This is a genomic window from Novipirellula artificiosorum, assembly GCF_007860135.1.
Classification (GTDB): Bacteria; Planctomycetota; Planctomycetia; order Pirellulales; family Pirellulaceae; genus Novipirellula_A; species Novipirellula_A artificiosorum.
In genome coordinates this window covers 117,046-129,675 of record NZ_SJPV01000016.1, presented here as the reverse complement: position 1 = coordinate 129,675, position 12,630 = coordinate 117,046, and the positions used below count along the sequence as shown (strand labels likewise).

General features: G+C 57.0%; 10 protein-coding genes. 1 reads left to right on the top strand and 9 read right to left on the bottom strand.

Annotated features, from left to right (window positions below; all coding sequences use genetic code 11):
* Position 1: 1 nt before the first annotated feature.
* From Poly41_RS29060 to Poly41_RS29030, 8 genes are all read right to left on the bottom strand, one after another.
* The gene (locus tag Poly41_RS29060; protein WP_146530876.1) at positions 2–1,594 is read right to left on the bottom strand and encodes a DUF1254 domain-containing protein; all 1,593 of its coding nucleotides are present in this window, start codon (positions 1,592–1,594) and stop codon (positions 2–4) included.
* 21 nt (positions 1,595–1,615) lie between these two features.
* Positions 1,616–3,265 (bottom strand): ABC1 kinase family protein, encoded by a 1,650-nt coding sequence (locus tag Poly41_RS29055; protein ID WP_146530875.1) that lies wholly within the window; start codon positions 3,263–3,265, stop codon positions 1,616–1,618.
* A gap of 29 nt (positions 3,266–3,294) precedes the next feature.
* Entirely contained in the window at positions 3,295–3,504 is a 210-nt protein-coding gene (locus tag Poly41_RS29050; RefSeq protein ID WP_146530874.1) for a phasin family protein, read from the bottom strand.
* Positions 3,505–3,512: 8 nt separating this feature from the next.
* Positions 3,513–3,689: a hypothetical protein gene (locus Poly41_RS34495; protein ID WP_197231772.1), complete on the bottom strand. Its 177-nt coding sequence runs from the start codon at positions 3,687–3,689 to the stop codon at positions 3,513–3,515.
* A gap of 62 nt (positions 3,690–3,751) precedes the next feature.
* Positions 3,752–5,269: a DUF1254 domain-containing protein gene (locus Poly41_RS29045; RefSeq protein ID WP_231616035.1), complete on the bottom strand. Its 1,518-nt coding sequence runs from the start codon at positions 5,267–5,269 to the stop codon at positions 3,752–3,754.
* 60 nt (positions 5,270–5,329) lie between these two features.
* Positions 5,330–6,646 (bottom strand): HlyD family secretion protein, encoded by a 1,317-nt coding sequence (locus Poly41_RS29040; protein ID WP_146530873.1) that lies wholly within the window; start codon positions 6,644–6,646, stop codon positions 5,330–5,332.
* A complete protein-coding gene (locus Poly41_RS29035) occupies positions 6,643–6,918 on the bottom strand; it encodes a DUF3302 domain-containing protein (RefSeq protein WP_146530872.1) in 276 nt (91 codons plus the stop codon). Before Poly41_RS29035 ends, Poly41_RS29040 begins: the two co-directional genes overlap by 4 nt.
* A 10-nt stretch (positions 6,919–6,928) precedes the next feature.
* Positions 6,929–7,225 carry a hypothetical protein gene (locus Poly41_RS29030; protein WP_146530871.1) on the bottom strand — a complete coding sequence of 99 codons (297 nt, stop codon included), beginning with the start codon at positions 7,223–7,225 and terminating at the stop codon, positions 6,929–6,931.
* 992 nt (positions 7,226–8,217) lie between these two features.
* On the opposite strand from Poly41_RS29030, the gene Poly41_RS29025 reads away from it, so the two are divergent.
* On the top strand, positions 8,218–9,297 hold the full coding sequence (locus tag Poly41_RS29025; protein ID WP_146530870.1) for a hypothetical protein: 1,080 nt from the start codon (positions 8,218–8,220) through the stop codon (positions 9,295–9,297).
* On the opposite strand, the gene Poly41_RS29020 is transcribed toward Poly41_RS29025, so the two are convergent.
* On the bottom strand, positions 9,294–12,116 hold the full coding sequence (locus tag Poly41_RS29020) for a LuxR C-terminal-related transcriptional regulator (protein WP_197231771.1): 2,823 nt from the start codon (positions 12,114–12,116) through the stop codon (positions 9,294–9,296). The genes Poly41_RS29025 and Poly41_RS29020 overlap by 4 nt on opposite strands.
* Between the last annotated feature and the right edge of the window lie 514 nt (positions 12,117–12,630).

Here is a 12,630-nt window from a genome sequence, read left to right as displayed (position 1 = left end):
ATTACCTCACCAGTTCGATCTCGCCCGGTCGCCAGGTTTGGTCGATCCAGGGTTGTTCGGGGCCGTAGATGCGCAGGGCGATGAACCAGCTCTTGCCGGGGATGGTCTGGAGCCAGTTGCCTTCCTGGCCTGCGGGCGCTTTCGGCGAGAAGTAGATGTCCATCGATCCGTCCGCATTGGTCTTGATTCCCTTGTCCTGACTTCCCTTGGTCGGGAACTGCTGGTCCGTTTGAAGCTGCGAGCGGGTTTGGGTGTCATACATGGTGATCGCCCAGAAATCCTTGGCTGGCGGGTTCGGCGGAATCCGGAGCCGGTAAGTCTTGGAGCCATCCAGAACCTTGCCCTCGGCATCGAGCATTCCCATCGAGTAGTCCGATCCCTTGCCAGCAACGGTCATGGCCATCGCAGGCGAGACACAGATGTAGCCGAAGTGGAACAGCACGCGTGGGTCAAGGCGATAGGCGCCGTTGCGTGTGAAGGTGGTGTCCTTATTCGCATAGGCAGTCACCCAGGCGTCACTGTCCTTGAAGGTCAGGTTGCCGGGGTCACGCGGGAAGTAGCTGATGGCACGGGCGGCGCTGTTACCGATCGCGGCGGCGTCAGTCAGAATCTTCTTCATGCGTGTATCCGGAGCGAAGGGCTTGCCCTTTTCGATACCGATCGCAGCCATCATTCCCTTGGCCTCAGGGCCGAGATACGACTCGGGCTCGGTCTGAATCAGTGCATGCAGTTTCTCAAACGCGCTGTAATCATTCGGAAGGATCATGTGCATGTCCTTGCCGGACACGTTGATAAATTCGGTTGCCGGGGGAGCGTCCGCGGTTGACAGCGGGTACACCTTCAGCGTGCTGCGGATGTTTTTCGACGCGGCCGGGACGGACTTTTCGATGGGCAGGCTCTTATCGAGATAGCCGCGCATGAACACCCAGACTCCACTGGTTTTCGACGGGACAACGAAGTAGCCCTCGGGGACAGCACCTTTGTAGCCGGGAGGAAGCACGAGGTACTTGCCACCCTTGCCCTTATCGGGACCCGCTACGCCGAGGTCGACCATGTACTTGAATTCCATGTCGTCGAGGATGCCGAGCATTCCCTGCGGCAAGTCGATCACGGTCGGGCCGTCTTTGACTAGGTCAAGGAAGCCGACCGCGTACATGGTCGACGTATTCCCGGTAAGCAGGATGGTCTTGGAGTCCATCAGGCTGTCCCAGATGCAGATCTTATTGCAGGCGTCAGCGCCCATCGCCGCCTGCCCTTCGCGCAGGGCGTTGACAGAGAGTGCGGGGATCGAATTGAGATAGACGTTCACGGCCCGCGAGGTGTCGAGGTAGTCGTAGATGTTTTTCACGGTCTTCGGCGACGGAACCCCGTCGAAGTAATCGAGAGTCCCGATGGAGGTTTCCACGGAATCCGGAGCCGTGTACTCCTTAGGGATCTCGGTGGTCATTTTCAGTTTGGGCGACTGCGCATGGGCGTGGCTGGTCAGGGCGATCGCGATTGCGATGGACGCAACGGCGACTTGCGAAATTGGAAGTCGCGATAACATCGCTTTTTCTCTCATAGAGTCGTGGTTGAAGAAAAAGTGTTTCGTCATTTCGTTTCCTTGATTTAGAAGTTACCTGATGTCTTTTCTGATTCGCCAAAGCAGGCGAGTGCCGAATCCCGCAGCAACCAGGAAGCCCAGGCCTCCGGCAACAGATTCCCCAAACAGACGTGGCGGAACGTTGTGGCTTAGCAGCATTGCTGACGCGATTAGCAACGAAGCGATCAGTAGCCCGCCGACGATGCGATTGGCGACCAGTTCGAGGCTGTTAACCTCGTGTGTCATCTGCAGCTTGCCGGATTGTGCACGATCGAGAATGTCGGCGATGTTTCGGGGACCGTTTCGTACCAGGCGATCAACGTCACGCATCGACTGTTGCAGTCGGCGAGTCAAGCGTTTGGGGTCCAGGCGAGACCGAATCAATTGGTCCTTGAAGGGTGCGATGACATCATTGAGGCTGAAGTTTGGACTGAGCAGACGGGCGGTCCCTTCCAGCATCACCAATGTCTTCAGCAGCAGCGACGCGGCCGAAGGCATCACGACATGATGCCGTCGCACAATGTCCATCAACTGATCCATTGCTCCACCGATATCAAAGTCTTCCAGCGACTGTGATCCGTATTGCACTAACAGATCACTGACATCGGCTCGAAAGGCCATTCGATCCACGTCGGCCGGTGCGGAACCGGCACGCAACAACGTATCGGCAAGCCCTTCGGCGTCTCGCTGCGTCAGCATCAACAGCAAGTCTTCAAACAACTCACGTGTGGAATCATCTAGCCGCCCGACCATTCCACAGTCGAGCAACCCGACCACGCCACCATCGAGCACAAAGAAGTTTCCCGGATGCGGGTCCGCATGATAGAAACCGTCACGAAAAATCATGTTCATGAAGATCGTGGCGGCGTCTTTGGCCAGATGGTTCAAATCCACGCCTGCCTCGGTCAGTCGCTCCGGCTTTGACCCCGGAATGCCGTCCAGCAACTCCATCGTCAGCACGCGTTTGCTGGACCGATCTTTGTAAGCCGTGGGGATGTGAACCGTTTCGTCACCCTCGAAGTTGCGAGTGAACGTTTCCATATTGCTGCGTTCGCAAGTGAAATCCAATTCACGTAGCAGCGTGCGACGAAACTCGCGAGTCGTCGCCTCCGGCTGGAAATTCCTCGACTCGGGAACATACTCTTCCAACAGCTTCGCCAGCTTTTCGAGCAATTCCAGGTCGATGCGAACGGTTTCCTGGATGCCCGCGTGCTGGACCTTCACGACGACTTGCTGTCCGTCGGCCAATCTCGCGAGATGCACCTGACCGACCGATGCCGAAGAAAACGCCTCCGCTGCAAACTCGGCAAACAACTCCTCCGGCGTCTGGCCCAGCTCCTCCAGGATTGTTTGCTGAACAACGTCCGCCGGGTCGGCTGGCGTGTCGGCTTGAAGCTTTCGCAGTTCCGTCGCGATATCCGGCCCGACCAGATCGGCTCGTGTGCTGAGGACTTGCCCCAGTTTGATATAGGTCGTTCCCAGTTCCGTTAAAGCCAACCGCAGTCGTTCGCCGACGGGTAAGTCAGCGATCGCCTGTGTTTCCTTGCTCGCCAACAGATCACGAACGGACTGCACCGAAATCTTGCCAAACCAATCGGCTAATCCATAGCGCCCCAGCACCTGGACGATTTCCGCCAGACGCTTGCCTTCTTCGCGAGTTTGATTGAGGTTCAGTAAGTCCATGTTGATTCACCATCCCAACAATGTGAGATTTAGCCGTTGAGTTTCTTTTCGAGTCGTTCCAGTCGCTGGGTGAGCGATTCGACATCCTCGGTGCGAGCCACGCCGATTCGCTGCAGAGCTTCATCAACACGCTGATCGACAAACGTCCGGAAGGCATCATCCGCCGACTCCGCTGCCTTGCGAGCCTCGCCTTTGAGCAACCCCATCTGGATCATCGCGCTGTCGATTTGATGATCCACCAATTCGGTCAATTTTTGCGTGCTTCGTCGCTACGTCGATCGACCTCTTCCTGAAACTCACTGGCCTGCGGTTCAGTCAAGTCAGCCTCTTGCTTCAGCTTGGCCACTAGGTCAGAGACCTTGTCCTTGGTCAGGCTCGCCAAGCCGATGCTGGTAAAGACACTTTGTTTTAAGACATCAAACATTTTTCATTCCTCAAAAGTGATGTAGGCCAGAACCGGTCCTGGCCTACGTTTGACTTATACAATCAATCAACCAATTCGATCTCGCTCGGACGCCAACCTCTGTCGTACCAGACTTGTGTCGGGCCATAGATGCGCCACAACATGTTCCAACCTTTGGCTGGATCGGTTTGAATCCAGTTCACTTTTCCATCAGGCTTCTTCGGGCCGATGTAGACGTCATAAGAACCGTCCGCGTTTTTAACGGTCGCCTTGTCGATGCTGGTGACGCCCGGGTAGGGATTGTCGGTTTGCAACAGCGAGCGGGTCTGGTTGTCGTAAACAGTGATGTCCCAGAAACGCTCGGCTGGAACGTTGGCAGGAATGTGGATCTTGTAGGTCTTGCTGCCATCGAGGGCATTCCCTTCGGCGTCGCGCAGTCCCATCACATACTGGGATCCCGCTCCGACAGGTGGTTTGACCATCGCGGGCGTGATGCCGGTAGCGTAGAAGTGGAAGCGGACACGCGAATTGATCAGACTGACGCCGTCGTTGAGAAACTCGTAGCTGCCACCAGCGAAGCCTAGCTCCCAGCTTTTGCTGCCCGGCCAGATCGCGGTGTCCTCCGTGTCGCGGTTGCGGAAGAGGATCGTGCGTTGGGCGGCGGTGCCGACTGCGGCGGCCTCAGCGAGGATCTTCTTCATGCGGGCGTCCGGTTTGAAAGGCTTGCCCTTCTGGATGCCGATCGAAGCCAGCAATCCGAGGATCTCGGAACTCTCGGCCGAGTTCGGCTCTTCCTGAACCGTGATGTTGACCTCGTCGAAGAAGGTCTCATCCTGGGCGTGCAAAGTGTTGAAATCTTTCATCGCTGTGTTGACCCAGTTGACTTCCTTGGGCTCACTACCCAGCGGATAGAGACGGAAATGTTCCTTCATGTTCTTGACCACGGGAACCGGATCGAAGTCCGTCATGAAACCGCGCATCGCCAGCCAGTGGCCGTAGGTTTTCGACTTCTTGACGATGTAGCCGTCGGTGGGCAGTTCGCCTTTGTAGTCAGGCGGCACCAACAGGAACTTCCCGCCCTTGCCCTTGTCATCGCCGGCGTTGCCGAAATCACAGACGTAATGGAACCATGCATCGTCGATGATGCCCAGCACGTTGGGCGGCGTCTCCATCACCATCGGGCCATCCTTCAGGTCGATCCACATGAAGGTGTAGACCACCGTGGTATTGCCCGTCAGCAGCAAGCCTTTGGAATCCAAACGCCCGCCCCAATAAATCATGGTCTCATTGTCGGGTCCCCACTTTTGGATGCCTTTGCGAAATCCCTGCAGCGAAGCCGCGGGCGTGGTCATGATCATGGCCTCTACGGCGCGCGAGAAGTCCATGTGATCCCACACCTTCTCCGCAGTCGCTTCAGTGGGGAATCCATCAACGAACTCCAAAGCCCCGAGGCGTGTTTCCGTCCGATCGGGGGTGACGACATTCGTCGGAATTTCGGTGGAGTATTTCATTGCGGGTGGCTGCGCTTGAACGCCGGTCGTCAGACAGGAGAAGGCCAGCGCTGCCAGAGTTAGCAGGTGGTGGTTTCGTCGCGTGGTCATAGTGTTGTTCCTACTTTCGGAAAGAATGTTCATGTCGATGGTTAAGGGGTGAACCGCCAGTTAGGACGGCACGATGTAGTTCATGAAAGTCTCCATGCGAATCATCACACGGCGTATCAGATGCGTTGCCTTCACCGAATCGGTATAGATGGCTGCTGTTCCGGTAGCGCCACCGGGCAACTCGTGAATGTCAATATCCGGCCCCGCCTCATCAAGCGTCAGCACGACACCGAACGGCAGTGTTTTCTGGCTGCTTGACGGTGCAGCGGCTACTGTTCCCGCCGGTTGAAGTTGTCCCTGTGGTGTGATGTAGGCAATCCGATCCACCGTTGCAGAAAACGTTCGGCCAGGAAAAAGCTCCAACACGACGTCTGCCTTCTGTCCCGGCTTCACATGGCGCAACCTGTTCTGATCGACGCCAACCGCGATTTGTGCACTGGACGAATCGACGAAAGCCATCCACGTGCGGACGGGGAACGCGGCCACGCGCTGACCGGGCCGCAGTGTCATCCCGATCACAAAACCGTCCGAAGGAGCAACGACGGTGGTTTGTGCAAGGTTGTATCGAGCGGTCGCCAGTTGGGCTCGCAACTGGGCAACTTGCGTGTTTTCGCCGTTGATCGTGGACGCAACAGCAAGCTCCGCTTTCTGCTTTGCCGCTTGAGTCGCCTTCAATCGCGTTTGCGCCTCGATGACACCTGTGTTGACGCCGTCAATCGTGGACTCCAGTGCCAGTTCTGCCTGTTTTCGCGCCGCTTTGGATGCCGCGACCGAGGCCAGGGCCAGCTCAATATTCCGCTCCTTCGTCGCCGCGTCTTCTTTGGAGGTCGCGTTGCCCGCAAGCAACTTGAACGCACGCTCGCTATCCGATCGAGCCAATTCGAGCTGAGCTTCCGACCTGTCAACGTTGGCCTTCGCCGCGACAAGCGCTGATTCAAGGGAGGCGGCTTGCTGTTTCGCGGCGACGATCGCTGCTTCGGCCTGAGCGACGTTCGCATCAGCTTCCGCCAGGCCGGCGGGCAGCATTTTGGCTGTCTGCTCAGCTTCCTTTACGGCCGCCAACAGTCGATCCACTTCGATTTGATAGGGCTGTGGGTCAAGCCGAAACAACACGTCACCTTTGCTGATCGGCTTACTGCCCTGCGCGTTGACTTCGATCACTTCGCCGCTGACGTTGGGAACGATTTCGACCACCATCCGATAGACGTTGACCGCGCCCGAGGGTGCTCCCCACTGCATCGGAATGAACAAGACCACCGTCAGCATCAACATCCAAAGGAGCGGCGAGAGTTTCCAGAACAAGTTGAAACGGACAATTTTGAACTTGACCAGAACGGCCAAGAACGCCAGGTAAATCAGGGTCAGGAAAAGAATCACGATACGTCTCCTTTCGTCGAGGTGGCGGCGTCACGAGACTTGGCGTTTTGAGCGTCCACCGGTTTGTAGTAGGCCCAGGTGAACGCTACCGGTAGCAGCAGCCCCATGGTGATGACGCCCCACCATCCACAGACGCTGACGGCGTCAGCTTGCGGGTGGTTGCGCCCGCGGGCAATTCGACCGGGCATCATCCCCAGCAAGACCCAAACGCCAACCAGCGTGAGCCCCAGAACCGAGAGAATGACGATCGCAAAGACATCAAGAAATTCCATCGCTGCGGTCCTACTGTTCGTTACGCTTACCACTCATTCGCCACCCGGATTCATCGCAACTCGTGCAATTGACTGACAGAATTTGCATGTGCATTTGGTAGAGACCGTTGAGCACACCCATCAGCACGGCTTGGTCGCGAACCGTCCCTGTCAGGATGGTGACCGGTCTCTTGTCGGCTCGCGACGCAGTGTCGATTTGCATCCCACCCAATCGCCCTGACCACGTCTCATCCAACGAACCTTCGACCTCAATGCGATAGCTAGCCGGCTCCCCTGGGGTAAGCTGTGACCAGTTGCTTTCTGACATGGCAAGATTCTCCGTTTGCCGAGATGTGGTTCCGCCAAATAACCCACGCATTGTCCCGAGGATTTGAACGAGAGGGATCACTAACGATTAGGGATTAATTAGGGATGCCAGACGGCCGCGGAGGAAGCGTTTGGATGAACCGTCGGACGGCTCCCGCGTGAATGGGCTCGATCCGAATTCGCGTGGCTCGCGTGAAAGATTGCCGAGGCTGCGGCTCGCATGTGGATATTCGGCACGCTGCCGGTCACGCCTTCCACGGTGACGACAGCCACACAATCAGCGATAAGTTAGGGAGCGGGCAGCCCGGGACAACAGCAGAGTCGCTGGGCGGGGCGGCGGCAGCCTGAATGTCGCCGGTCACGGGTGGGGGACCGTCGTCCTATTGGCATGGCGGCAAGCTGTAGCGGTCGTTCTAGCTGTGCGGCCAAATGGTCCTCTTTGCGCTCCCGATAGGGCGATTCTTCCAATTGCACCTGCCGGATGTGCCGATCTAACCGGATGTAGGAGTTACTGCTCCCGTACGACGCCTCATTCACCAGTGCCCAAACCGGTATGCCATGCACAGCAGTGGAAATCGCCAGTTTTGGCGGGTGACAGCCGCCGTTTCGATTTTGTTGATTCTCTGCGATTGGGTTTCGACTGCGAAAGCGCAGGCACCAGTCGACCCGTCGACTCCCGCCGTGCAGGAGTTGCACCGAGAAATCGACAAGCTGAAGCAACAAGTCCGCGAACTGGAATTTCGAGGCACCGAAAGGCAAGCCTGGGAAGACTCGATCACCAAGAGGTTACCAGCGATAGATGATGCTCTCCTGGAAGTGCGTATACCGTCAACTGACTACCAGGACGCTGGAGCCTCGCCATGCGATGCCGACCAGCCGTTAGGTTGTGCAGCAAGATCATGCCATTGCGGATGTTGTCCATGTCAGTGCCCGCAGCCTGAGGCTCCTTGTATCGACTGCCCACGCGTCTCAACACTCAATCCGTATTTCAACGTGAGTGTTTTCGGGGCCTTGAAAGCTGACGTGCTCTTCAATACCGCACGTCCCATTTCTCCCGGGACGCCTTACTTGCTCCTTCCCAAGTCGCCACGAGGATTGGATGAGGCAACCTTCGATACGCACGCGCGCCAAAGTACGTTGGGAGCCGTGGTCACGGGACCGCAAATCGGCGATTGGCAAACAGGCGGTACACTACTGGCAATGTTTTACAACGACAACCTATTGGCCGACCAATACGGTTTCTTGCCGTTGCTGGCCTATGGCGAATTGAAGAATCGGAAATGGCGGTTTGCGGCGGGTCTGCAGTTCGATGTATTCAACCCAGGATTACCGACGGTGCTACCATTTGCGGGCTTGTCCGGGTCGGGCAACTCGGGCAATTCCTTTCGCGGCCAGGTGCGACTTGAGCGCTTTCTTAATCCATCCGAGGACGTCCAGTGGACCATCCAAACGGCACTGAGCGAACCGATCGCTTCCACCATTGACCCGTTGTTTCGGCTCCTCAGTGAAGACAACGGATGGCCGAACGTGGAGCTACGTGTTGCCGTTGGGCTCGGCGCTTTAGGACCCGACCAGTTGCGGCCTTTTGAACTCGGCCTCTCCGGAGTTGTTGGGCAATTGCGCAGCACGCCGCCCGCTCCTGGCAATCGCGTCGTTGCAGATGTTTGGGGAGTCGGTACCGACCTCCGCTGGAAGATCAATGCGTTCTTTGGCGTCGCGGGCGAAGGATACGTGGGCCAGACTCTCGGCACCTACAGCGGCGGAGTCCTGCAAACGGTCAACGTTGACACGTTGGAAGGTATCCGATCCGCTGGCGGCTGGCTGGAAGTCTTTTGCTTCTGGACGCCGTGCTTGCACAGCCACGTTGGCTACGGAATCGATGATCCGATCGATCGCGATGTCAGTCTCACGGGGCCCGTGCGAAACGAAACCTATTTCAGCAACTTGCTCTGGGATGTGACACAGTCCGTCCGTTTCGGTTTCGAGTTCACGTGGCGCGAAACCGCCTACCAAGGCGTTCTGCGCGACAACGAAGGGGCGGGATTCCACACACAGTTTCAGTGGTCATTCTAGCTCTTCTTCAGCAGACCAAGCTCCTCGGCCTTGAGCACGGCCTGACGTCGGCCCGTGACATGCAGTTTCTCGAAGATGTGCTTCACGTGCGTCCGAACGGTCCAGACCGAGATGGAGAGGGCCTTCGCGATTTCCTTGTCGTAAAGCCGCTCGGCCAGCAGCTGCAGGGTTTCGAGTTCCCGATTGGTCAACGGCTCAAGATAGGGCACCGTGCGTGACGTCCCCGCCGCGTCGGAAGGACCCGATTCAGCGACGGAAACGCTCGTCTTCGTCTGCCCCGATGACTCGTGCTCCTTTGCACTCGGGATCTCCGCAAAGGTCTCCAGCAGGCGATCGACAAAATCAATCGAGACATTTTCTAATGGTGCTCGTTGGAGCTGGCTGGCCATCGGTTGGCCCAACTCCAAAAATGGCCGGACCCATCCCCCTGACTCGGCGAGTGCCAGCGCCTCGTCAAGTGAGTTGAACGCATCATCGGTAGAGCCTTGCCTGTCCAGTGCGACGGATTGTAGGACGGCAGCTTCAATCGTTTGGCAAGTGAATCGACAAGACTCACTCACCGAGCGAATTGATTTCAGGAGTTTGGTCGCAGTTGCCAAATCTCGCTTCGAACCAGCTGTGATCAAAACTCTCGCCTGAGTGATCGCTGGGGCTTCTAGCCAGAGGAACAACGTTGAGGGTATTGCCTGTTCGTTCACAGAGCGAGCCCATTGCAAGGCTTGCCTCGAGTCGCCCCGCAACAAGGCGAGTCGCGCCTGCAACGAATCGGCCACGGTCTGGTATTGACGTTCGTTCAAGTCCCGGGCGAATTCCTGCAACACGTTCGTCGTCTCGTCGGCTTCGTTCTCCAGTTGACGGAGTTGTTGGCAGAGGGCTAAGCCTGCTAGCGTATCGACGGCCGCCCTGGGTTCCAACACGTACCTCAACTCCGCGGCATCCGCGAAATGACTGGTCGCGGCCTCAAGTTCGCCGGCATGCAAGTGACTACAAGCCTGCAAGTAACAAGCCCAGGCCTCGGTATTGCGGATTCGGAGTTTACTCGCCACTAGCTTTAGACGTTGTGCGTCGAGGCGAGAGCGACGCAGATCACCGCTGATCGAGTGAACAAAGGCTAAGCCGCCCACAAGCCTCGAGACAATCTGGTTTTCGGAAGCGCCGAAACGATCGATCCGGTCTTCTAATCCTCGAACAGCACGCTCCTCTTGCCCGCCCATGCAAAACGCTAGTGCGAGCAGCAATTCAGCCTCGCCCTCGTACGGAGTCTTTTCGCCCGCGAGCTTCGACAACGACTCTTCGAAGTGCTGCTGACTGCTCTGAGCATTGCCTTCCCAGTATTCCAGGAATCCCCGAAAGTAGGCGAGTTCTCCCCAAACCGTCGGCTCCACGGTCTGCTCGCGTAACAAGTGTTCCACCTGCTCGACGATTGTCGGGATTCGCGCGACTTGAAATCGGCAATTCGCGATCCAAGCCTCGGTCAACAGCAACTTTGGCCGCTGCTGTTTGACGTCGTCCGGAAGCATCGACAGCCAACGCTCAACCACATACCAGCGATCTGCTGCGAACTCGTCGCGGCGACACCTCTCGATGATCTCGGCCGCTCGCACCACGTCTTCCGCCGCCAGGGCATGTTCGATCGATTCCGTGATCAACCCCTGGGTCTCATACCAAACACTGCCCCGAGAGTGCACGCCGGCAATGTCCTTGGGCGAATAGCACTGTTGCAGTTGCCTTCTTAGAAGGTCTTGGAACAGATGATGGTAGCGAAACCACTGGCCGTTAGAATCCAACGGAACAACGAACAGATTGGCAAGCTGGGCGTCTTCAATGAAGCTCTCGCCTTCAATGAAGCTCTCGCCGCTCGTGTTCTTGTCAGTGGAATCGTTTGGCGAGACGCAAACCGCTTCGACAAGCGAGGGGCAAAAACGACTCAATACAGAGGTCTGCAGTAAGCAATCACGCATCGCCGCCGGTTGCCCGGTCAGAACTTGTTCAGATAGGTAGTCGTAGACTTGCTGAAAGCCACCCTTCAACCCAGACAAGAACGCTTCTGGGTCAGACTGGTTGCGAAGGACAAGACCGACCAGGTGCAGGCCAACAATCCACCCCTCTACCTGCTGCTCGAGGTGCTCGAGTGTTGCTTTACTGACGGACACTCCCGCCATCTCGCCAAGCACTGCGTTGACTTCCGCATTCGTGAAGCGGAGATCGTCCTGGCGAATTTCTGTCAACCAGCCCCGTGCCCGAAGTGATGCAATTGAGATCGGCGGATCGTGCCGCGTCACCAGTACCAGGTGCAGCGGACGTGGTGGATGAAGCAACAGTTTGTCGAGTAATTCGTGGATACCGGAATTCGAAATCAGATGGTAATCATCCAACACGACAACCAGAGGCTCGGCAATGGAATCCAAATCGTTACTCAAGGTTTCTGCGAGCAGTAACGAAGGTGGCAACTGTGCCGCCTCAAGCAGAACAGCGGTGTCAGAACATGCTGTTGGAAAGCGGATTTGAACTGCGGCGACCAGATAGCTCAAGAAGGTCCTGAGTTCACTATTCTCCTCGCCTAATTGCACCCAAGCAGGTTTGACTTCGGCATCCTGTAACCACTGCGAAACCAACGTCGTTTTGCCATAGCCAGCCGGCGCCGACACGACCGTCAACGGTCGGCGCGGATTCTGCTGCAGCAATTCAAGTAATCGCGGACGAGAGATGAGACGCTGCACCGCCGCGGGCGGTCGCAACTTGGTCCGCAGAATCGTCGTCGCAGAGGACTGGCCCATCCCTGTAATGGCGTTCGGATCGTTCGTTCCTGACTTTCGCAACTTTTCCTGCCTGTTCTGAGTACAAAATACATTCGTGGTCGGACCGCATAAGATCATACGCGAATCGTATTACGGAGATACGAAACGCGAGGCGTGATTTTGAAACCTGTTGTTAATCGCAGGATAAGCTCCAGCTTGCCATCCACCTCGCGCAAAACACCAGTGAAATTTGACAGGTAGAATGCCTACCGAATCAACGCGGCCTAAAGGCGTGAGATGCGCCATAAAGCAATCTCGCTCGCCCAATCTCAACTCGCAGCGGTTGGACCACCCGCCAGCTCGGAGAGATCCGGCACATTGCCGTCGGTGGTGGAGACCGAAGCAGATTCTGGAACGACACTACTATCATCCGGTGGCCGACGCCGGTGCGTACTTCGCTTTATTCTGGCGCGCGCTGGTTTCATCGACCGGAGGAGCAACCCTTATTCACGAATCTATTCAAGCAGGGCAGAAACACTGGATTTCACTGCGGCAGCATCGTCGGGACGAGGTAACGCTATGTACTCCGGTTCGC